This window comes from Geoalkalibacter sp., assembly GCF_030604225.1.
Lineage (GTDB): Bacteria > Desulfobacterota > Desulfuromonadia > Desulfuromonadales > Geoalkalibacteraceae > Geoalkalibacter.
Genome location: NZ_JAUVWH010000053.1, coordinates 1 through 19,817, shown reverse-complemented (window position 1 = coordinate 19,817; position 19,817 = coordinate 1). Strand labels below are relative to the sequence as shown.

The window sequence follows — 19,817 nt, the reverse complement described above, 5'->3', positions numbered from 1 at the left end:
AGCACGCCTACCTCGCCGACTACCTCGGCTATACCCTGGTGCAGGGCGACGACCTGAGCGTGCGCGACGGGCGCGTCTGGCTCAAGTCCCTGGAAGGGCTGCATCAGGTGGATGTCATCCTGCGGCGTCTCGACGATGCCTACTGCGATCCCCTGGAATTGCGCGAGGACTCGCGCCTGGGCATCACCGGCCTGGTGCAGGCGTCGCGTCTCGGGCAGGTGGCGGTGGCCAACCCCCTGGGCAGCGCGGTGCTGGAAAACCCCGGCCTGATGCCGTTTCTGCCGGGTATCGCCCGCTATTTCCTCAACGAGGAGCTCAAGCTGCCTTCGGTGGCCACCTGGTGGTGCGGGCAGGAGCGCGAACTGCGCTTCGTGCTCGACAATCTCGACAAGCTGGTGATCAAGCCCATCCATCGCGGCCGCGGCTACCGCGCCATTTTCGGCGCCCAGTTGAGCACCGCCGAGCGCGCGGAGCTGCGCGAGCGCATCCGCCACAAGCCGCATCTCTATATCGGCCAGGAAATGATCAGTTTCTCCACGGCGCCTTGCCTGGTGGACGGCGCCGTGGAACCGCGCCACGCCATCCTGCGCGCCTTCCTGGTCGGCGGCGAGGATTGCTACATCGCCATGCCCGGCGGCCTGACGCGCATCGCCAGCGCCGCAGGCGAACTGGTGGTATCCAACAAGTTCGGCGGCGGCAGCAAGGATACCTGGGTGCTCTCGCCGGAGCCGGTGCGCTACGTGAGCCTCTGGCAGCAGCCCAAGGACGACGAGGTGCTGCCCTTTCGCGTCGAACCGCTGCCGAGCCGCGCCGCCGACAACCTGTTTTGGGCGGGGCGCTACGTCGAGCGCGCCGAGGGCACGGCGCGCCTGGTGCGCGCCATTCTTGCCCTGCGCCGTGAGCAGCGCGACGCCGACCGCGATCTGATGGAGCCCTACCTGCACTCCCTGCTGCGCGCCCTGACCCATCTCACGGCAACCTATCCGGGGTTTGTCGGCGAAGGCGGCGAGGAGCTGCTCAAGAATTCCCGCAGCGAAATCCATTCCCTGGTGCAGGAAGCCGGGCGGGTCGGCAGCCTGGCCTCGGTGCTGCAATCCTTCAGCCAGGTGGCGATGACGGTGCGCGATCACTGGCCCATCGAAATCTGGCGGATCATCGACGCCATTCAGTCCGACTGGTTCGACGAGGAACAGCCCGGGCCGGTCAATTACCGCATGCAGGATCGCCTCGATCACCTGATCATGCAGCTGGTGGCCTTCAGCGGCCTGGTCGCGGAGAGCATGACCCGCGAATCCGGCTGGCTGCTCCTTGATTTCGGGCGGCGCCTGGAGCGGAGTCTGAGCCTGATCTCCCTGCTGCGCGCCACCCTGGTGCCGCAGCTCGACGAGGCGGTGCAGCGCCAGCTCATGGAAACGGTGCTCGGCATCTGCGACAGCCTCAATACCTTCCGCCGGCGCTACCGCTCCTACATGCATTTGCCCACGGTGCTCGAACTGCTGCTCATGGACGAGGACCATCCCCGCTCCCTGGCCTACCAGCTCGACCAGCTCCAGCGTCATGTCGCCGCCCTGCCCCGCGACCTGCAGCGCGAGCGCTTCGGCGAGGACCAGCGCTGCCTGCTCGCGGCCTATTCGCGACTGCGGCTGGCCGAAGTCGCCAAGCTCAGCCAACTGGACCCGGAGGAGCAAGCCCATCTGGTCCTCGACGCGTTGCTGGGCGAGGTCGCGCAAAGCCTCTGGCAGCTTTCGGATATCATCACCAGTACCTATTTCAGTCACGCGCAGCCCTCGCGGCAGCTTGCCCCCCAACTGCAGGACGAGGACGTATGAAATACCGGGTAACGCATACCACCGAGCTGATTTACGAGGCGCGCGCCGGCCTGAGCTACAATCTCGCGCGCCTGATGCCGCGCCAGTTGCCCGCGCAGAACGTTCTCGGCGCGAACCTGCGCATTGTGCCCGCCCCTCAGGACCATCTGCGCGGCCTGGATTATTTCGGCAACCACACCGACTACTTTTCCCTCCAGCAGCCCCATGAGACGCTGCGGGTGACGGCGGTGAGCGAAATCGAGGCGCTGCCGCGCGAGGCGGGGCTCTTCGATGAGGCGCAACAGCTCTCCTGGGAGCTGGCGCGCGAGCGGCTGCGCGCGGATCGCGGCGCGGCGGGCATCGACGCCCTGCAATTCACCCTGGATTCGCCCATGATCGTCGTGGAGGAGTTTCTGGCGGAGTACGCCCGGCCGTCCTTTGGGCCGGGACGGCTATTGGAGGAAGCGGTGCAGGACCTGATGGGCAGAATCCATCAGGAATTCAAGTACGACCCCGAGTTCTCCAGCATCGCCACGCCCCTGGAGGAGGTCATGGCGCACCGCAAGGGGGTCTGCCAGGATTTCGCCCATCTGGCCATCGGCTGCCTGCGCGCCCTGGGTCTGGCGGCGCGTTACGTGAGCGGCTACCTGGAAACCGATCCGCCCCCCGGCAAGGAGCGCCTGGTCGGGGCCGACGCCTCCCACGCCTGGTTTTCCGTCTATCATCCGGGGCGGGGCTGGCTCGATTTCGACCCGACCAACAACCAGCAGCCGGCGGAACGCTATGTGACCGTCGCCTGGGGCCGCGACTTTGCCGATGTCACGCCCCTGAAAGGGGTTGCCTATGGGGGCGGGGATCATGAGTTGAAGGTGGCGGTGGATGTGGAGCGGCTGAAATAACCTGGCCAGGGCCATTGACAGAATCCGGCGGCCCTGTTTACCATCGGCTTTCATCAAACCCCCAGAACGTGCCGAGGACTGGCCATGAATAAAAACCTGATGACGCTTGTTGCCCTGCTGTTTGTTCTCCTGGTGTTTGCCGCGCCCCTGCTTGCCAAGGATTTCGGCGCGCCCCTCAGTCTCAAGGAAACCACGCCGATCTCGGCGATTCTCGCCGATCCCGACGCCTATGTCGGCAAGACCCTGCGGATCCAAGGGCTGGTGGTGGAGGTGTGCGCCAAGCGCGGCTGCTGGATCAACATCGCCGGGGACAAACCCTTTGAAAAGCTGCACGTCAAGGTCGATGACGGCGTCATCGTGTTTCCCCTGACGGCGCGCGGCAAGACGGCCACCGTCGAGGGCGTGTGGGAGAAAATCGTGCGCCAGAACGAGTTCGGCTTCACGCGCACCAAGCCCGATCTCGACAAGGCCGTCGACCCGGCGAGCGTCTCCACCACGGAAACCTTTTATCAGTTGCGCGGACTGGGCGCCGTGATCGAGGGTCTGTAGGCGGCGCCATGGGCCTGCGGCGCTTCAGCCATGCCCTGCACCGCGACCTAGGTTATCTCTGCGTTGGCCTGACCCTGGTCTACGCCCTCTCGGGCATCGCCGTCAATCACGCGCACCACTGGAATCCCAACTACCAGGTGGCGCGCTCCGAGGCCCGGATTGCGCCGAGCGATTTTCGTGGGGAACTGAGCGCCGAGCAGATCCTTGAGCTGCTGCGGCGCATCGGCGAACCCCCCAGCTATCAGAACAGTTTTCAGCCCGACCCCGAGAGCCTGTGGATTTTCGTCGAGGGCCGGGTCATCGAAGTCCATCTGCCGAGCGGCGTCGTTGCATACGAGCGCGCCGCGCCGCGCTTTTTCTGGCACGCCGTCAATTTCCTGCACCTCAACCATCCCAAGAAAGCCTGGACCTGGATCGCCGACCTCTACGCCGTCGGCCTGATCCTGCTCGCCCTCACCGGGCTGCTGCTCCTTGCGCGCGGCAGGATGCGGCGCCGTTGCCTGCTGCTCACCCTCGCCGGAATCCTGCTTCCGATCCTTCCCCTGCTGTTGTACTACTGAACCTGCGTCCGGGGCGGCGTGTCCTCGCCGTGCTCATGCTCATGAGGTTCCTGCTCGTGATCCTGGTGGGCATGGTCGTGGTAGCGCGGCTGCGGCGGGTGGCAATGCTCTTCGGAATGGGCCTGATGCACGTGGGTGTAGCCGTGGGCGTGTTCGTGCTCGTGCTCATGGGGATGGCTGTGAACCAGGTCGCCGTGGCGATGGGGATGCTCGTGCAGATGGCGGTGGGGATGGCTGTGCTCGTGCTGGTGCTGCAGCTCGCGGATTTCACGGCTGCACGCGGCCTTGTAGGTGAGGGCCAGGGCGTTGAGACTCTTGTGGTTCTGGTCGGCGAGAAACTCTGCGGTGGCGTAATCCTGAAGAATGCGGCCCTGGTGCATCACCAGGGTGCGCTGGGTCAGTTGGCCCACCAGATAGGGATCGTGGGTCACGAGAATCCGGGTCTGGGGTAGCTCCCGCAGGATCTCCACCAGCAGTTCCTCCCCCTGGGGATCAAGACCCGCCGTCGGTTCGTCGAGAATGAGGATCTCGGGCTCCATGCTCAACACCGTGGCGATGGCCAGGCGCTTGCGTTCGCCGCCCGACAGATGCAGGGGCACGCGTTCCTCGTAGCCGTCCAGGCGCACCCGCCTCAAGGCCGCCGTAACGCGTCGCGCCACCTCGTTTTGGTCTAGGCCCATCTGCCGCGGACCGAAGGCCACTTCATCGGCGCAGCTCGCGCAAAACAGCTGATCCGCCGGATCCTGAAACACCATGCCTACCCGCCGCCAAAGTTCCCGGCGGCGTTTCCGGTCGAGAGCCCGGCCGCCGAAAAGATGCCGGCCGCGGCCCTGGCGGATGCCCATCAGGCAGGAGAGCAGAGTGGTCTTGCCCGCGCCGTTTTCGCCGACCACGGCGACGCTCTCGCCGGCTTTCAGGCGAAAATTGATGCCGTTGAGGGCGCGGGTGCCGTCGGGATAGGCGAAATGGTAGTCGCGCAGTTCCACCAGCGCCGGGCTGTCGAGGGCGGTCGCGGGCGGCGGCTGGGGCGCGGGCGGCGCGGGGATTTCCGCCGCACCCGGCGCGGCGGGCAGGGTGGCGGCGGTCGCCAACGGAGCATGGAGGCGGAAGGAAAAGTCGAGTCCGTGTTCGCGCAGGGACGGGCGATGGGAGACCAGCTCGCGCATGCTGAAGTCGTGGTGAATGCGCCCGCGGTCGAGAACCACGGCGCGCCGGCACAGCTCATAGGCAAAGAGCAGATCGTGGGTGATGCAGATGAGGGTGCCGGAATAGTCGCGCAACAGGTCGATGAGGATGTTTTCCTGGGCCGAATCGAGATTGGCGGTGGGTTCGTCGAGAATCAGCACCTCCGGGTTCATGGCCAGCAGGGTGGCCAGGGCGGCGCGTTTTTTCTGTCCGTAGCTCAGGTGGTGGGACGACTTGTAAAGAAGCTGCGCCAGGCCGACTTGACCCAGGGCTTCCCGCACCAGGGGCGCGACCTGCTCGGTGGGAACGCCCTGGTTGAGGGGGCCGAAGGCGACATCCTCGTAGAGGGAGTGGCAGAACAGTTGATCGTCGGGATCCTGAAAGAGCAGGCCGATTTCCAGGCGGGCGCGCCGCAGGTGCTGATCGCGCAGGGGCAGACCCTTGTAGCTGAGCCGGCCGCGCTGCACTCCGAGCAGGCCGTTGAGGTGGCGCACCAGGGTGGATTTGCCGGAACCGTTCTGCCCCACCAGCGCGATGCGATCTCCGGGGCGGATGCACAGGCTGATGTCCTGGAGGGCCTGGCGACCGTTCGGGTAGCGAAAATTGAGTTCGCGGATGTCGAACAGCGTGTCGCCGCTCAAGGGCATGGGGGGCAGGCGGTGCGTCTGGTGCATGAGTCCCTTTCGCGATTTTGGGTCTAGGGTAGCCAGAGGCGATCAAGGACGAGCAGCGCGATGCCGAGGGCGATGAAGAACAGGCCTTTCAGCCAATCGGCCGGCGCTGCCTGAAATTGGCCGTGCCCGGGAAATTCGCCCTCGTAGCCGCGCGCCTGCATGGCGTCGAACACCCGGTGGGTGCGTTCGAGGCTGCGAATGAACAGCATGCCGAGAAAATTGCCCATGACGCGCAGGGTTTCAAGGTGGGTGCGCTTGCGAAAGCCGCGCACGTTCATGCCGGTGCTCATGCGGCGGGTTTCCTCGAGGAAGACGAAAATGTAGCGATGGGCGAGCAGAATCATCTGCCCGACCTTGGCCGGCACGCCCAGGCGCGTCAAGCCTTCGAGGGTGGTGGAAAGAGGGGCGGTGGCGAGCAGCGGCTCCATGAGCAGGGCCACGGCCAGGGCCCGGGCGCAGATGCTCAGGGCGAGTTCCAGGCCGCGCAGGTTGAAGGGCAGGCGCGCGATTTCGGGAAAGACCAGCAGGGTGTCGCCGGGCTGCACCACGGCGGTCAGGGGCAGGATGACGACGAACATGGCGAGAAAGCCGGTCATGGCGAGGAGCCGCCGCAGGGCACGCCGCCAGGGAATCCGTGCCGCCGCCAGGGCCGCGGCCGCCAGGCCCAAGGCCAGCAGTCCCGCCGTCAGGGAACGGGTGGCGACAATGAAAAAAGCCAGCCCTAGCAGGCTGACCAGCTTGAAACGCGCATCCCAGCGATGAAACAGGGATTGTCCCTGGCTGGCGCCGTCAACGACCGGCACCGACCAGTTCTGCTCTGGGGAGTGTCCGGATCGCTTGGCCGCCGCGCGCCGGCGCCCCACGACAAGCAGGGCGCCGGCCATGGCCAGGATCAGCAGGACAAGAGGCAGGATGCCCGGCGTCGCTACGATGATGTCGCCCGGCCCTGTGCCTGTCATCAGGATTCCCGGTGCAGCGCGTCACGCGCCTGAAGGAGTTCGGGTTTGACTTTTAACAAAAAGGACACCGTGAAGGCGCTGACCAGGGCTTCGATGGCCACCACCGGCACATGGGCGAGCAGCGCAAGGCGCGCCACGCCGAAGAAATCCTCGCCGCCGGTGGCGAGCAACAGGGCCAGGATCAACCCGGAAAAAACGGTGCCGAGGCCGCCCGCCAGCCCGCCGACCAGCACCTGGCGCTTGCGCGCCTGGCCCTTGAAGGTCTGAAACAGCCAGCCGCAGATCAGCGCGGGAATGCCCATCATCAGGGCGTTGGCGCCCAGGGCGGTGAGTCCGCCGAACTGAAAGAGCAGGCTTTGCAGAACCAGCCCCAGGGCGATGGCGAGAAACGCCGCGCGACCGAGGAGCACGCCGACCAGGCCGGGGATGAGCAGGTGCACGCTGGTCGGGCCCAGGGGCACGTGAAGCAGGGAGGCGACGAAAAAGGAAGCGGTGACCACTGCGACCTTGGGCAACTCCTCGCCCTGGATGCGGCGCGCGCTCCAGGCGGCGATCGCCAGGCTTGCCGCGCCGCTGGCCAGGGCCGCGCCGACCGGCAGAACTCCATCGGAAATATGCATGCGCGCTTAGTCCTTGCCCGGGCCGCGATTCTTGCGCCCCATCACGAAAAAGGCCACGCCGAACAAGCCCAGGATATAGCCGATGCCGCCCAGGATCTCGTTGAGTCCGGGCTGGGTCAGATCCTCGCGCAGGGCCGCCAGTTCCCGGTGCAGGCGACGTATGTCCCGCGCCAGTTCCTCCTGCTGGGTCTGGAGGCCGGCCAGCGTTTCCCCGCAGGCCGTGTCCAGCGCCGGGCCGTCGGCGACCGGCGGCTGGTTGGCCGCCGCAGCCGGCCCGCACCACAGTAAACTCAGCAACAGCAGGGCGCAGGGCCAGGTCCGGCGAAAAATGGGTGCTTCAGTCATGCAGGTCGCTCTTTTTCAGGCGGAAACTGTTCTTGTGTCCCATGCCCGCCTCGATGACGATGGTCAGGTCGTCGACCTTGGGCAGGGGGAAGCTGAAGCGGCCTTCCGCGTCGGTTTGTCCTTCGAGAAGTTGCTCGCGATTGCTGTCGAACACCAGGATGCGGCCCTTCTGCACCGGTCTGCCCGCCGAAAAATAGCTTTCGGTGTGCACCGTCTGTTTTTCGACATAGGCAAAGATATTCACTTTGTGTGCCCAGGCCGGCGCGGCCGCGAGAAAAACCAACAGCATCAGCAATAAGCCCGGCAGATAGCGTTGCGTCATGATCGCGATCCTGTGAAAAAGCGTGGTTGACTGGTGTTTGCGCCGGGTGCTCAGCGCATGTCGCGGGTCTGCACCCAGAACACGGCGCCGATTTCCACCGGCTTGGCCTCGCCCTCGTGCTCAAGAGTCCAGTCGGCCTCGCTCAGGGCGGAAAAACCCCACCAACCGGCGCGGGGCATGGCGTAATGAAACACGCCGTCGGCGTCGGCCTTGATCACCTGGGTGATGAAGGGATCGGCGGGCGGGATCACCACGGCGGGGTTGCCCGGCGATTCGTTGAGGTACTCCACCTCGACCTCGGCAAAAGGCACCGGCCTGCCCTTGAGCAGCACCCGGCCGGAGAAGAGGTTTCCCGTCCACAGACCATAGGGGCGGGTCAGGGGCACGATTTCCGTTTCCAGGCCGAGGGGCTCGTCCCAGCCCTCCTCCAGGCCCAGGGCATGCACGCAAACCTTGGTGTAATGGATGATGAAAAGATCCTCGGCGGGCTCCCAGTAGGGGGAGGGTTCGACGAAGAAGGTGTAGTCGCCGGGGCGCTTGATCGGGTAGGCGATCTTCCAGAAGGTGAATTCCTCCTCCTGGTCGGCGCTCTTGCCCTTGGCGGCGACCAGGCTCTCCAGCAGATCGGTTTTCTCGCCATCGTGAAAGACGCCGAAGGCCCGTGGTTTTTCCATCTCCATGTAATGCATTTCCATGGGATGGAGGAACTTGACCTCCACATTGAGGCTGAGGTTGTCGTCCTGGGAGAGAATCGCCTGGTCGGGGATGATGGCGCCGAAGTGCGCCGCGGCCGGAGCGGCAAGAGCCATCAGGGCGAACAGGGTGGCGGCGGTCTTGAGCGTTGCTTTGAGCATGGATGGTCTCCGTGGCAGGGGAGGGGCCGTTGCGAGTTATGTTACGAAATGAGAAAATGTAGCACGAAGACAATAGGAAACTCTGCATCCCCTGTCAAGGAGTTGTTTGGTCTGCGCGGGACTCAATCCCGGGAGTCATGCGGTTTGGGCAGGCGCGCGGCGAGGAGAACCCCCGCGCCGGTGAGGACGGCGGCGATCAGGTAGGACACCCGAAAGGTGCCCATCGTCTCGGCGAGCATGCCGGCGGCGCCGGGCCCCAGAGTCTGGCCGACGGCGAAGAAGACGGTAATGGTCGAGAAGGCCGCCGCCGCCCGCGACAGGCCGAGATAGTCGCCGACGGCCGCCGCCATGATGGTGGGGATGGCAAAGGCCACCAGGCCATAGAGCACCACGGAGAGCATCAAGGCCGGCGTTCCCAGGTTCGCGCCGGCCAGCAGGTAGGCGGCGGTTTGCACGGCAAAGACCAGCATGAGTCCACCCTTGCGGCCGATGCGGTCGGAGAGGGTGCCGAACAGCACCCCGGACAACAGGCCGAAGCCGCCCACCCAGGACCAGAACAGCCCGGCGCGGGCTTCGGCGATGCCGTGCTCGACCACCAGGCTGGTGACGATGAAGGTGCCGTAGATCATGAAGGTGGCGCCGAACAGCAGGTAAAGCAGGCCCAGTTCCAACAGAATGCGGCCGGCTCCGGGGGGATTTTTCGGCACCAGCGCCTGGGGCGGCAGTTCGGTCTTGCGTCCCACCGGTTCCAGGCCCAATTCGGTTGGGTCGTTGCGCACCAGGATGGCGGCGATGAGCGAGACGCCCAGGGCGATCAGGCCCAGCACCAGCCAGCCGGTTCGCCAACCCTCGGGGCCCAGGGCCAGGTTGAGGCGGGGAATGAGAAAGCCCGAGAAAACGATGCCGAGGGCGCTGCCCATGACCATCAGCCCGGCTGCCCGGCCGCGGCGCTCGCGGCGAAACCAGTGGGAGACCAGCACCATCACCGGAATGTTGGCAAAGCCGCTGCCCATGCCGACGAAGAAATACAGGGCCGCCACGGTGAAAAAATCCTGGCCGCGGCTGATGGCGAGCATGCACAGGGCGATGAGCAACAGGCCGCAGACGATCAGCAATCGTGGGCGCAGCAGGCGAATCAGCAGGGGGGCCAGGGCAACGGAGAGCAGATAACCGGCAAAATTGCCGGTGCTGATGTAGCCCATCTGGTCGTAGCCCAGCTTGAGTCCCGCGCCCATGGCCGGCAGCAGCATGCCGAAGGCGAAGCGCGCCAGGCCCAGGCAGGCGAACAGGGTGAGGATACCGGTGAAAACGATGACCCAGCCATAATGAAAAGGCTGGCGGCATGGCGATTTCCGCATGGGGTTTCTCCCGGAAGATGGGCTGGAATAGCACTGCTTTGGCCGCGGGCTGAGTGTATGAAATCGCGCGCCGGAATGCCAGAAGAGTTACGCCAGTGTCTCGTGCGGCTGGTCATGTCAAATAATTCTGAGATATTTTGGGTGTTGCCAAGGCGTCGCCAACGCAGGCCTAGCCGTGCGCTAAGTCAAGTTGGCGCACTAGGTCTTTTCTTCCCTGACGTCGGCATGTATGCTTGGTGGCGGACGCGCGCCGCCCGCCATCCGTCACGGGCGGCCGTCGGTCGGCGGTACATTCAGGATTTGATGGTCATTTTAGCGACTTAAAGGAGGAGATCGGAATGCAGACGTGGATTTTGATTGTCGCCATCGCCCTGTTGGTGGGCGTGCTGGGGTTTTTCTTCGGTGTCATCATGGGGGGGCGCTCCCGTCGGGTCAAGGCCCTGGAAGAGGAACTCGAAGCGCGCAAGAAGGAATTGGCCGAGTACCGCTCCGAGGTCACGCGGCATTTCGACAAGGCCGGGGCTCTTTTCGCGACCCTGACGGGTTCCTACCGCAATCTCTATCATCACTTGGCCGAAGGCTGCGAGCGCCTGGCCGATACCCCCTTCAGCAAGCAGTTTCCCGGCGCGCCGATGATCCTGGAAGGCGGCGGTTCCCCCTCGGATGAGGACGCGACGCAGAAGCCCGAGGCTCCGCCGGCCGCGGGCGTTGCCGCCGAGGTTCCGGCGGAGGATTCCGAGGAGGCGGTGTTCGGCGCGGTCGAGGGCGGACAAGAGCAAGGCCCTCCACGGGCGTGAGGCCTTCGAGACGTCGCGCGCTCAGGCGCCTTTCGTGCCGCGCAGGTGGATGAACCAGTAGGCGAAGCCGACGAAGATCACTCCGCCGAGGATGTTCCCCAGGGTCACCGGCACCAGATTGGCCCAGAATCCCCCCCAGGTGAGTCCGGGGGCTTCCAAGCCGGGAACCCCGGCGAGCAGCAGGCCGGTGGGAATGAAATACATGTTGGCGATGGAATGCTCGAAGCCGCTGGCGACAAAGGCCATGATCGGCATGTAGCAGGCGAGGATCTTGCCGGTGACATCGCGCGCGGCGGTGGCCATGAACACCGCCAGGCACACCAGCCAATTGCACAGAATTCCGCGGATCAGCGCGGCGAAAAAGGGCAACTCGGCCTTGGTGCGGGCGATGGCCAGGGCGCGCTCGGCAATCTGGCCGTTCTCCCAGAGCTGCGAATGAAACATCAACCAGGCGAAGAACAGCGAGCCGACGAGGTTGCCGAGCAGCACGAGGGTCCAGTTGCGCGCGATGCTGCCCCAGCCGATGTGGCCGTGCAGCGCCGCCTTGGTGAGCAGCGAATTGCCGGTGAAGAGTTCCGCGCCGCAGATCACCACCAGCATCAACCCCAGGGAAAAGACGCTGCCGGCCACGATGCGCGTGAGGCCGTCGCCGATGACGGCGGCGCTGTCGTGAGTGACGATGGTCGCCAGTTGGGAACCGAAGGCGATGTAGAAGCCGGCCAGCAGGCTCAACACCAGGGTGCGCGACAGGGACTGGTTGAGCACCCGCTTGCCGTTTTCGGCGATCAGGCAGGTGGTTTCGGCCGGCGTGAGAAAACGCTTCTCGACGCCCTTGTCCGGCAGGGGGCAGGGAGCTTGACGCATGCATGACCTTTCTTGCCGCCCACGGCGGGCGGCGGGGACTTTTTCGCGGGCCACAGTCTAGCACAGGTGCCCGGCTTTTTTCGCGTGGATTTGTCGTTGCTTAAAGAGGCGATTCGCCCTAAATTGGGCGCACTTTCTCTTTGCCCCGGAGTGACGCGCTTTGGAAAAAATCACCCTGACCGCCGATTCCTACCAGACCGATGAGCGGGCGGCCTCGCCTCTGTGCCGTCGGTTTCCCAGTTTTTTTTACTACACGCGCATGGCCGGCATCGTGTGGCGGGCAAGTCGCGTCGCGCGGCGCGGGGTTTATGACGACGCGCGCTGGGGCTTCGACAGCTGGCGCATCATCGAGGCCCTGGAGGGCGTCGGCTTGCGCTTTGCCATCGAGGGTCGCGACCATCTGCGCCAGTTGAATGGGCCCTGCGTGGTGGTCGGCAACCACATGAGCACCCTGGAAACCTTCGCGCTGCCCTGTCTGCTGCTGCCCTTCGGCCGGGCGACCTTTGTCGTCAAGCGCAGCCTGGTGGATTATCCGGTGTTTCGTCATGTCATGCGCAGCCGCCAACCGGTCGTCGTTGAGCGGGTCAACCCCCGCGACGACTTCAAGGCGGTGATGGAGCAGGGGGGGGCGCGTCTCGCCGAGGGGCTATCGGTGGTGGTGTTTCCCCAGACCACCCGCACCACGACCTTCGATCCCGAGGAATTCAACACCATCGGCGTCAAGCTCGCCAAGCGCGCCGGCGTGCCGATCATTCCCCTCGCCCTCAAGACGGATGCCTGGGGCAATGGCCGACTGCTCAAGGATTTTGGTCCCATTGACCCGCGCAAGACCGTTCATCTGGCCTTTGGCCCTCCCCTGGAGGTGCATGGCAACGGTCAGGCCGAGCAGGCCGCCATCATCGAATTCATCCAGCACAAACTCAGCACCTGGGCGGAATAGCCCATTCTTTTCAGTGTCTTGGCGAATTTTTGCCCAGCCCCGACCGGCATACCCTACTAAAATAATGCAAAATAATTCCAAAAAAATAACATTTTTGTGTTGAAAAAAAATCAGAAACTTTATAAAAACTATCAGGTATTGGCTCTGGGTTATTTTCCCATTTCTTACGAAAAAACACCTTCCGCCGCCTGAGGTGCCTGCCCATGCACATCGATGCCGCCCGCATCGCCGCCCTCACGTCTCGCCCCGCGCCGGGGGTGCGCCCTTTGGAGCTGCATCGCGACGGGTCGGTGTTCTGGGTGGGCTTCGGCCTGGCGGCCCAGGCGGCCCTCGAAACCATCTTCGACAGTGATTGCCAGGCCCCGGTCGAACTCTTTGTCCTTGACCTGCCGGAGCCGGACGCTTTGGCCCGCTCCCTGGAGTTGGTGGCGCTGATCAAGAAAAATCTGCGCGGCTTCGTTCTGGCGCGTCTGGCCTTTTGGCCCGAGCGCCCGCGGTTGGAGGCGGCCTACGCGCGGGGGGTCGATCTGGTGGAGTTTTCCCTTGATCCCGCCGCGGATTGGGACGGGGAGGGCGGGCGGGACCAACTTGCCGGCCTCGCCCAGGCCCTGACAATCTTTCCGCGCTGGGCCGTGGTCGCGCGCCTGCGCTGGTCGTCCGTCCCTCAGGTCATGGCGGCCGCCGCCGAGGAATTGCTGCGGCGCCAGATCCTGCCCCTCGCCGGCCTCGACGCAAGCTGCGCCCCGGCGGACCAAGAACGCATCGAAGAAGTCTTCCTCGGGCTTGCGGACGCTTGGCGCCGCGCCGGGGTGTCCCTGCGTCCCCTGCTGCCCTTGATCGAGCAAACCACGCCCCTGACGCGGCGCGCCCCGCGCAGCCTGGTCGGCAACCTGCTTGGACGCGCCGAGGACGCGCGGCTGCGCGCCGGCAGCGACCTGCGGCGCCTGCTGCGGGTGCGCCAGGTCGAGCAATCCTTCGATTCGGCGGGACTCTGATGGATCCCCGCCAATTCGATAAACCGCTCAAGATCGACCGGCGCCCCATGTGGGTGATCCTTGCCGAGCGCACCCGCCGCTATCAGATCATTGCCACGTTGCTGGTTCTCGCCACCCTGTTCTTCGCCCTGGAGCCGCCCGCCGAATTGTCCCGCGAAGGCTATCGCGCCCTGGTGCTGTTCGGCGCCTGCACCTTTCTCTGGGTGAGCGGCCTGTTGCCCCTGGCGGTGACTTCGCTTTTGGCCCTGGCGGCCATCCCCCTGCTGGGCATACTCGGACGGCGCGAAACCTACGCCCTGTTCGGCAACGAGGCGGTGTTCTTCATCCTCAGCGCCTTTATTCTCGCCGCCGCCATGAGCGGTTCGGGGCTTTCGGCGCGCCTGGCCCGCGCCATGCTGTCGCGTTTCGGCAAGACGCCGGGCGGTCTGGCGCTGACCGTGTTTTTGCTCTCGGCGCTGCTGTCCTTTGCCATGAGCGAGCACGCCGTGGCGGCCATGATGTCTGCCATGGTCGCCGAGATCGTGCGCAGCCTGGGGTTGGAGCCCGGTCGCGGCAGCTACGGCAAGCTGCTGTTCATGAGCATCGCCTGGGGCTGCGTCATCGGCGGCATCGCCACCTTTCTCGGCGGCGCCCGAGCGCCCCTGGCGGTGGGCATGCTGCGCGAGGCCACCGGGCTGGAATTTTCTTTTGTCGAATGGACGGCGGCAGCCCTGCCCATCGTCGTGCCGCTGCTGCTCGTCGGCTATCTGCTGCTGCGGCGTCTCTTCCCCGTCGACATCGCCACGGTGGAGCAGGGACAGGCCTTTCTCAAGCAGCGCCGCCTCGACATGGGGCGCATGAACCACCGTGAATTGATCGTCGCCCTCGTCATGACGACCACCATCCTCTGCTGGATTTTTCTCGGGCGCACCCTGGGCCTGGCCAATATCGCCATCGTCGCGGTGGGTGTGCTCTTCGCCTTTCGCGTGGTGAACTGGAAGCAGATCGAGGAGTACGTCAATTGGGGGGTGATCCTCATGTACGGCGGCGCCATCGCCCTGGCCACGGCCCTGGAACGCAGCGGCGCCGCCCGCTACCTGGCCGATCTGGGCCTGGGGGGCCTGGGCGATTCGCCCCTGCTGGTGCTGGCGGTGATCGCCCTGCTCTCGCTGTTCCTGACGGAATGCATCAGCAACGCCGCGGTCATCGCCATGCTCATGCCCATCGCCATCAGCCTGCAGGGCAGCATGGGGCTCGACCCGCGCCTCATGACCCTGGTCATCGCCCTGCCCGCGGGCCTGGCCTTCTGCCTGCCCATGGGCACTCCGGCCAACGCCATCGTGTTCGCCTCGGGCCACCTGCGCATGCGCGAAATGGTGCTGCCGGGCCTGCTGATCCAGGTTGTGGCCCTGGTGCTGTTCCTGCTCACCGCTCGCTTCGTGTGGCCATTGATGGGCTTCGCGCTACCATGAAACCGCAACGATTCGGACCTGTAATCCATGGGAGGTCGTGGAATTAGCCCCCTCTCCCTTGATGGGAGAGGGTCGGGGTGAGGGTGACCGGTTGGCTGCGAATCCCCCTCCCCTTTGTCCCCTCCCACGCGGGGAGGGGAGATATTTAGCGACGCCTGGCTCGGCACGCGGCGGTGATTCAGGGGGGGGGCTTCGGTTGCGTTCCGCCGACAAATCCGGCATCATGCCGCCATGCAACCCAAACGCTACAACCTATTTTCCGAACACCTCAAGCAGCACTTCGGCGGGCGCGCGCACAAGATCTCCGTGGATGCCGGCTTCGGCTGTCCCAATCGCGGCGGCGGCCGCGGCGGCGCGGGCTGCCTGTTCTGCGACCCCGGCGGGTCGGGCGCGGTGGGCATTGAGCGCGCCCTGTCCGTGGCCGCGCAAATCGAAGCGGGCAAGGAGGTCATGCGGCGCAAGTACAAGGCCAGCCGCTTTCTCGCCTATTTCCAGCCCTTTTCCAACACCGCCGCACCGCCCGAGCAGCTGCGCGCCCTCTATGACGGGGCCCTGGGCGTGGAGGATGTGGTGGGCCTCTGTGTGGGCACGCGCCCCGATTGCTGCCCCCCGCAAGTTCTCGATCTGCTCGCCGACTATCACCGGCGCACCTATTTTTGGCTGGAGCTGGGCTTGCAGTCGGTGCATGACCCAACCCTGGATTATCTGCGCCGCGGCCACGACTACCGCTGCTTTCTGGAAGCCTACGAGCAAGCCGTGGCGCGCGGCCTGCGGGTGTGCGTCCATGTGATCCTCGGCCTGCCGGGCGAGGACCGCGCGCGGATGCTCGCGACGGCCGACGAAATGGCGCGGCTTGGGGTGGCGGGCATCAAGATCCATCTGCTGCATGTGCTGGCGGGCACGCCCCTGGGGGCGCTGTACGAGCAAGGAGAGGTCGCGGTGCTGGAGCAGGAGGCGTATGTGCGGCTGGCCGCCGACTTCATCGAACGCTTACATCCGCGCACCCTGATTCAGCGACTCACGGGCGACGGGCCGCGCGACCTGCTGCTGGCGCCGCTTTGGTCCCTGAACAAATGGGAAGTGCTCAATGCCATCGATGGGGAGTTGGAGCGCCGGGGAACCCGGCAGGGAGGACGCTGCCGAGCCTTGGCGGGATGAGGCAGGGGAGAATTGCGATCCCGGGGCTTGGAAAATCAGCCCTGCTGGGACTGGGGCGCCTCGTTGCGCGGCGGAACGAGGCCGTCGGCCTGACCCCAGGAGATGAACAGCAGGCAGGCCCAGATGATGCCGACGGTAAGAACGAGAAATTTGGTCATCACGCTCACCCTGAATCCTTGGTGGTGAAGGGATTGAAGATTCTCAAAAAAAATTAAGAATTCCACGGGAAATCGCTAGGAAAATACACGATGGCGGATTGAAAATCAAGGGGAATGTCATTGTTTTTCCTGAATATTTTGTCGCCAAACGACAACAGCTTGCCGCTTTCGCCCCCTTCATGCTAGCCTGCATCCCTCACGGCTCCCCTCGACTCCCCAACGCCTGACGACCGAAATCCGACAACCCGCAACCGGCAACCGCTTTCCCCATGGATATCTCCCAGCTCAATCCCCAGCAGCAAGAGGCCGCCTGTCACGGTGAGGGCCCGTTGCTGATCCTGGCCGGCGCCGGTTCAGGCAAGACCCGAGTCATCACCTGCCGCATCGCCCACTTGAGCGCCGCGCGCGGCGTCGCGCCGGAGAATATCCTCGCGGTGACCTTCACCAACAAGGCGGCGCGCGAAATGCGCGAGCGCGTCGAGGAGATGCTCGGCAAGAAGCGTTGCAAGGGCATGGTCATCGCCACCTTTCACTCCCTGTGCGTGCGTATTCTGCGCGAGGACATCGAGGCGCTGGGCTACAAGAAGAATTTCTCCATTTACTCCACCGCCGATCAGCTGCGCCTGATCAAGGATCTCATCCAGCAGGTGGATATCGGCGGGCGCAAATTCGACGCCGAGCGCGTGCTTTACGCCATCTCCGACGCCAAGAACCGCCTGGTGCCGCCGGAAAAGTTCGCCGTCAAGTACCACGACGACTACGAATACATGGCGGCCGCCGTCTATCCGCGCTACCAGAAGGCCCTCAAGGCCTTCAACGCGGTGGATTTCGACGACCTGATCATGCTCGTCGCGCGCCTGCTGCAGGAGCAGCCGGCGGTGCTGGAGAAATACCGCGCGCGCTTTCGCTACATCCTCGTCGACGAATACCAGGACACCAACGCCGCCCAGTACCTGCTGCTCAAGCTGCTCGCCGGCGGCCACCGCAACCTGTGCGTGGTGGGCGACGACGATCAGTCCATCTACGGCTGGCGCGGCGCCGATCTCGGCAACATCCTTGAATTCGAGCGCGATTTCCCCGGCGCGCGGGTGGTCAAGCTCGAACAGAACTACCGCTCCACGGGCAACATCCTCGCCGCCGCCAACGCCGTCATCAAGAACAACGGCAAGCGTCGCGAGAAGGCTCTGTGGACCGCCGACGGCGCCGGACCCCGGGTCGATTACCTGCTCTGCGAGGACGAGGAGGACGAGGCGCGCGCGGTCATGGAGCGCATCCACGGCGAGCGTTTCCGCGAGGAGCTCAATTATTCCGATTTCGCCATCCTCTACCGCACCAACGTGCAGTCGCGCGCCTTCGAGGAGCAGCTGCGCTACGAGAACATCCCCTACGTGCTCATCGGCGGCCAGCAGTTTTTCGACCGCAAGGAAGTCAAGGACCTCATCGCCTATCTCAAGGTGCTGGTCAACCACCGCGACGAGGTCAACCTGCTGCGCATCCTCAACTATCCCAAGCGCGGCATCGGCGAAACCACCGCCGACCGCCTCATCCGCCACTCGGCCCAGACTCAGAACCCCCTGTGGGAGGTGCTGAAAAGCGCCGGCGAACTCGACGACCTCGGCGACAAGGCCCAGGAGGCCATCGCCGCCTTCGTTGCCCTCATGGAGCGCTACCGGCGGCTGTTCAACCGCCACGGGATGATGGTCGAAACCCTGCGCGAGCTCATCGCCGAGGTGCGCCTGGAGCAGGAAATCTACCGCACCGTGGATGATCCCGCGAAGGCGCGCCGCCGCGTCGAGAACATGGAGGAGGTCGCCAACGCCCTGGCCTCCTATCTGGAGCGCGAGGAGAGCCCCTCGCTGCCCGGCTTTCTCGAAAAGGTTTCGCTTCTCGACGAGGAGCGCCCAGGCCGCGACTCCAAGGAGAAGAAGCTTGAGCGCGACGCCGTGGTGCTCATGAGCATCCATTCGAGCAAGGGCCTGGAATTTCCTCACGTCTTTCTGGTGGGCATGGAGGAGGAATTTCTGCCCCACAAGAAAACCCTCACCGAAACCTTCGATCTCGACGAGGAGCGTCGTCTCTGCTACGTCGGCATCACCCGCGCCCGGCGCCGCCTGGTGCTCACCGGCGCGCGCCGCCGCAAGAAATACGGCGAGATGCAATTGCGCGTGCCCAGCCGCTTTCTCGCCGAAATCCCCGCCGAACTGCTCAATGCCAGCCGCGGCGAGGAACCGCCCCAGTTGCCCGAGGAGGAAAAGGACCAGCGCGCCTCCAAGGCCTTCGCCAACATCATGAGTATTCTGGGGGACTGAGGGCACGAGGGTGCTGGTCAGGTTGTTTTTGGCCAAAGACTGCTTGTGTTTTTAAATCTGACCTTTTGGGGTATAATTAGCGGCAAATCCTCAAACCGCTAACCTTCACCATGGGGGGACATCATGAAAACCCAAGAACTCAAAGGAATGATTCGCGAAGCCATGGACGATATCAAGGGGATCAATCTGGACTATCTGCGTGAAGGGCGCCTGCTGGCGGGGTCGCCGCACCCCCAGGGCTATGATGTGCGCCGGGCCGAGGAAGATCGTCACCATCCGGATGGCTATATGGGCTCCGATACCCTTGAATAAGCGTTCTTTTTTCGCTTTTTTTCGCCCCTTGCTTTTTTCCCGGCGGTTGTCCTATGCTGTCGCCTGATGCTAAATTCGCTCGGGGTGCGCACCCCGAGCGAATTCCTTGAGGGAACACAGATCAACAACCGGGAGAAAAGAAGGGATTCGCAGATGAAAAAGTTGGTTGTCGCCCTGGCCGGCCTGCTGCTGGCCGCCCCTGCCGTGAATGTCCTTGCGGTCGAAGTCACGCCCGACATGAACGATTGCCAAAAAAACTGTGTCGCCCAGCATGGGCCCGCCATCGACGCCGGGGCCGCCCCGTCGCGTGAGTATGACCCGGGCAAGCGCGCGCGCGTTTTGGCGGCGACGGATGCGCTCAATGCCTGCCTACAGGCGTGCGGCACCGCGCAACAGCCGTCCGTGCCCGCGGCGGCCCCTTCCGGTTCCGGCAGCGGTTTCCGCCGCTGATCCGCGCCCACCGGCGCCGGCTCCCGAAATTTCATGAAATAAACGCCAAAGGGCAGGTCATGCGGACCTGCCCTTTGGCGTTTTAGTTTTATTTTTTTGCACCCTCAGCGCAGGGCCAGTGGGGTCGCGCCGCCCTGCTTGAGGTGAAAGCGGGTCAGCATCCGGCGCAGTTGCTCGGACTGGCTGGAGAGTTCCTCCGCCGCCGCCGCGCACTCCTCGGCGTTGGCGGTGTTCTGCTGGGTGACCTGGT

General features: G+C 64.7%; 21 protein-coding genes. 12 read left to right on the top strand and 9 right to left on the bottom strand.

Going from position 1 to position 19,817, the window contains the following annotated elements:
- From QAT43_RS07710 to QAT43_RS07695, 4 genes are all read left to right on the top strand, one after another.
- Positions 1-1,829, top strand: a 1,829-nt coding sequence (locus QAT43_RS07710) for a circularly permuted type 2 ATP-grasp protein (RefSeq protein ID WP_305042475.1), incomplete at its 5' end; no start/stop codon positions are given.
- On the top strand, positions 1,826-2,707 hold the full coding sequence (locus QAT43_RS07705) for a transglutaminase family protein (protein ID WP_305042474.1): 882 nt from the start codon (positions 1,826-1,828) through the stop codon (positions 2,705-2,707). The genes QAT43_RS07710 and QAT43_RS07705, both read left to right, overlap by 4 nt.
- 84 nt (positions 2,708-2,791) lie before the next feature.
- Positions 2,792-3,256 carry a DUF4920 domain-containing protein gene (locus QAT43_RS07700; RefSeq protein ID WP_305042473.1) on the top strand — a complete coding sequence of 155 codons (465 nt, stop codon included), beginning with the start codon at positions 2,792-2,794 and terminating at the stop codon, positions 3,254-3,256.
- An 8-nt stretch (positions 3,257-3,264) separates the two neighbouring features.
- Complete coding sequence (locus QAT43_RS07695; RefSeq protein WP_305042472.1) at positions 3,265-3,816, top strand: PepSY-associated TM helix domain-containing protein; 552 nt, start codon at positions 3,265-3,267, stop codon at positions 3,814-3,816.
- Here QAT43_RS07695 and QAT43_RS07690 read toward each other — a convergent pair.
- The 7 genes from QAT43_RS07690 to QAT43_RS07660 form a co-directional block, all read right to left on the bottom strand.
- A complete protein-coding gene (locus tag QAT43_RS07690; RefSeq protein WP_305042471.1) occupies positions 3,810-5,675 on the bottom strand; it encodes an ABC transporter ATP-binding protein in 1,866 nt (621 codons plus the stop codon). The two genes, QAT43_RS07695 and QAT43_RS07690, sit on opposite strands and share 7 nt — an antisense overlap.
- Positions 5,676-5,698: 23 nt before the next feature.
- Complete coding sequence (gene cbiQ / locus QAT43_RS07685; RefSeq protein ID WP_305042470.1) at positions 5,699-6,634, bottom strand: cobalt ECF transporter T component CbiQ; 936 nt, start codon at positions 6,632-6,634, stop codon at positions 5,699-5,701.
- Positions 6,634-7,254, bottom strand: a complete 621-nt coding sequence (cbiM, locus tag QAT43_RS07680; protein WP_305042469.1) for a cobalt transporter CbiM — start codon at positions 7,252-7,254, stop codon at positions 6,634-6,636. Before cbiM ends, cbiQ begins: the two co-directional genes overlap by 1 nt.
- A 6-nt stretch (positions 7,255-7,260) precedes the next feature.
- Positions 7,261-7,599 (bottom strand): hypothetical protein, encoded by a 339-nt coding sequence (locus QAT43_RS07675; protein ID WP_305042468.1) that lies wholly within the window; start codon positions 7,597-7,599, stop codon positions 7,261-7,263.
- Entirely contained in the window at positions 7,592-7,921 is a 330-nt protein-coding gene (locus QAT43_RS07670) for a carboxypeptidase-like regulatory domain-containing protein (RefSeq protein WP_305042467.1), read from the bottom strand. The genes QAT43_RS07675 and QAT43_RS07670 overlap by 8 nt, the downstream gene beginning before the upstream one ends.
- A 50-nt stretch (positions 7,922-7,971) precedes the next feature.
- Positions 7,972-8,775, bottom strand: a complete 804-nt coding sequence (locus QAT43_RS07665; RefSeq protein WP_305042466.1) for a DUF4198 domain-containing protein — start codon at positions 8,773-8,775, stop codon at positions 7,972-7,974.
- Positions 8,776-8,897: 122 nt separating this feature from the next.
- Positions 8,898-10,133, bottom strand: coding sequence for an MFS transporter (locus tag QAT43_RS07660; RefSeq protein ID WP_305042465.1), 1,236 nt, complete (start codon positions 10,131-10,133; stop codon positions 8,898-8,900).
- A 338-nt stretch (positions 10,134-10,471) separates the two neighbouring features.
- Here QAT43_RS07660 and QAT43_RS07655 point away from each other — a divergent pair, with 338 nt between their 5' ends.
- Positions 10,472-10,930: a YhcB family protein gene (locus QAT43_RS07655; RefSeq protein WP_305042464.1), complete on the top strand. Its 459-nt coding sequence runs from the start codon at positions 10,472-10,474 to the stop codon at positions 10,928-10,930.
- Positions 10,931-10,951: 21 nt separating this feature from the next.
- On the opposite strand, the gene QAT43_RS07650 is transcribed toward QAT43_RS07655, so the two are convergent.
- Positions 10,952-11,794 (bottom strand): formate/nitrite transporter family protein, encoded by an 843-nt coding sequence (locus QAT43_RS07650; RefSeq protein WP_305042463.1) that lies wholly within the window; start codon positions 11,792-11,794, stop codon positions 10,952-10,954.
- A 160-nt stretch (positions 11,795-11,954) separates the two neighbouring features.
- Here QAT43_RS07650 and QAT43_RS07645 point away from each other — a divergent pair, with 160 nt between their 5' ends.
- The 4 genes from QAT43_RS07645 (at position 11,955) to QAT43_RS07630 (ending at position 16,338) form a co-directional block, all read left to right on the top strand.
- The gene (locus tag QAT43_RS07645; RefSeq protein ID WP_305042462.1) at positions 11,955-12,734 is read left to right on the top strand and encodes a lysophospholipid acyltransferase family protein; all 780 of its coding nucleotides are present in this window, start codon (positions 11,955-11,957) and stop codon (positions 12,732-12,734) included.
- A 203-nt stretch (positions 12,735-12,937) separates the two neighbouring features.
- On the top strand, positions 12,938-13,729 hold the full coding sequence (locus QAT43_RS07640) for a hypothetical protein (RefSeq protein WP_305042461.1): 792 nt from the start codon (positions 12,938-12,940) through the stop codon (positions 13,727-13,729).
- Complete coding sequence (locus QAT43_RS07635; protein ID WP_305042460.1) at positions 13,729-15,180, top strand: SLC13 family permease; 1,452 nt, start codon at positions 13,729-13,731, stop codon at positions 15,178-15,180. Before QAT43_RS07640 ends, QAT43_RS07635 begins: the two co-directional genes overlap by 1 nt.
- A gap of 231 nt (positions 15,181-15,411) precedes the next feature.
- Positions 15,412-16,338: a TIGR01212 family radical SAM protein gene (locus tag QAT43_RS07630; protein WP_305042459.1), complete on the top strand. Its 927-nt coding sequence runs from the start codon at positions 15,412-15,414 to the stop codon at positions 16,336-16,338.
- Positions 16,339-16,373: 35 nt separating this feature from the next.
- On the opposite strand, the gene QAT43_RS07625 is transcribed toward QAT43_RS07630, so the two are convergent.
- Entirely contained in the window at positions 16,374-16,496 is a 123-nt protein-coding gene (locus QAT43_RS07625) for a hypothetical protein (RefSeq protein ID WP_305042458.1), read from the bottom strand.
- 269 nt (positions 16,497-16,765) lie between these two features.
- Between QAT43_RS07625 and QAT43_RS07620 the strand changes: the two genes are divergently transcribed.
- From QAT43_RS07620 to QAT43_RS07610, 3 genes are all read left to right on the top strand, one after another.
- Positions 16,766-18,805: an ATP-dependent helicase gene (locus tag QAT43_RS07620; protein WP_305042457.1), complete on the top strand. Its 2,040-nt coding sequence runs from the start codon at positions 16,766-16,768 to the stop codon at positions 18,803-18,805.
- Positions 18,806-18,928: 123 nt separating this feature from the next.
- Positions 18,929-19,117 carry a hypothetical protein gene (locus QAT43_RS07615; RefSeq protein WP_305042456.1) on the top strand — a complete coding sequence of 63 codons (189 nt, stop codon included), beginning with the start codon at positions 18,929-18,931 and terminating at the stop codon, positions 19,115-19,117.
- A gap of 153 nt (positions 19,118-19,270) precedes the next feature.
- Positions 19,271-19,567 (top strand): hypothetical protein, encoded by a 297-nt coding sequence (locus QAT43_RS07610; protein ID WP_305042455.1) that lies wholly within the window; start codon positions 19,271-19,273, stop codon positions 19,565-19,567.
- Positions 19,568-19,817 lie beyond the last annotated feature (250 nt).

What these genes read in the sequence shown, in the direction of transcription:
- QAT43_RS07705 (WP_305042474.1), top strand. Translation starts at nt 1,826, where the DNA reads ATGAAATACCGGGTAACGCATACCACCGAGCTGATTTACGAGGCGCGC.
- QAT43_RS07700 (WP_305042473.1), top strand. Translation starts at nt 2,792, where the DNA reads ATGAATAAAAACCTGATGACGCTTGTTGCCCTGCTGTTTGTTCTCCTG.
- QAT43_RS07695 (WP_305042472.1), top strand. Translation starts at nt 3,265, where the DNA reads ATGGGCCTGCGGCGCTTCAGCCATGCCCTGCACCGCGACCTAGGTTAT.
- QAT43_RS07690 (WP_305042471.1), bottom strand. Translation starts at nt 5,675, where the DNA reads ATGCACCAGACGCACCGCCTGCCCCCCATGCCCTTGAGCGGCGACACG.
- cbiQ (WP_305042470.1), bottom strand. Translation starts at nt 6,634, where the DNA reads ATGACAGGCACAGGGCCGGGCGACATCATCGTAGCGACGCCGGGCATC.
- cbiM (WP_305042469.1), bottom strand. Translation starts at nt 7,254, where the DNA reads ATGCATATTTCCGATGGAGTTCTGCCGGTCGGCGCGGCCCTGGCCAGC.
- QAT43_RS07675 (WP_305042468.1), bottom strand. Translation starts at nt 7,599, where the DNA reads ATGACTGAAGCACCCATTTTTCGCCGGACCTGGCCCTGCGCCCTGCTG.
- QAT43_RS07670 (WP_305042467.1), bottom strand. Translation starts at nt 7,921, where the DNA reads ATGACGCAACGCTATCTGCCGGGCTTATTGCTGATGCTGTTGGTTTTT.
- QAT43_RS07665 (WP_305042466.1), bottom strand. Translation starts at nt 8,775, where the DNA reads ATGCTCAAAGCAACGCTCAAGACCGCCGCCACCCTGTTCGCCCTGATG.
- QAT43_RS07660 (WP_305042465.1), bottom strand. Translation starts at nt 10,133, where the DNA reads ATGCGGAAATCGCCATGCCGCCAGCCTTTTCATTATGGCTGGGTCATC.
- QAT43_RS07655 (WP_305042464.1), top strand. Translation starts at nt 10,472, where the DNA reads ATGCAGACGTGGATTTTGATTGTCGCCATCGCCCTGTTGGTGGGCGTG.
- QAT43_RS07650 (WP_305042463.1), bottom strand. Translation starts at nt 11,794, where the DNA reads ATGCGTCAAGCTCCCTGCCCCCTGCCGGACAAGGGCGTCGAGAAGCGT.
- QAT43_RS07640 (WP_305042461.1), top strand. Translation starts at nt 12,938, where the DNA reads ATGCACATCGATGCCGCCCGCATCGCCGCCCTCACGTCTCGCCCCGCG.
- QAT43_RS07635 (WP_305042460.1), top strand. Translation starts at nt 13,729, where the DNA reads ATGGATCCCCGCCAATTCGATAAACCGCTCAAGATCGACCGGCGCCCC.
- QAT43_RS07630 (WP_305042459.1), top strand. Translation starts at nt 15,412, where the DNA reads ATGCAACCCAAACGCTACAACCTATTTTCCGAACACCTCAAGCAGCAC.
- QAT43_RS07625 (WP_305042458.1), bottom strand. Translation starts at nt 16,496, where the DNA reads ATGACCAAATTTCTCGTTCTTACCGTCGGCATCATCTGGGCCTGCCTG.
- QAT43_RS07620 (WP_305042457.1), top strand. Translation starts at nt 16,766, where the DNA reads ATGGATATCTCCCAGCTCAATCCCCAGCAGCAAGAGGCCGCCTGTCAC.
- QAT43_RS07615 (WP_305042456.1), top strand. Translation starts at nt 18,929, where the DNA reads ATGAAAACCCAAGAACTCAAAGGAATGATTCGCGAAGCCATGGACGAT.
- QAT43_RS07610 (WP_305042455.1), top strand. Translation starts at nt 19,271, where the DNA reads ATGAAAAAGTTGGTTGTCGCCCTGGCCGGCCTGCTGCTGGCCGCCCCT.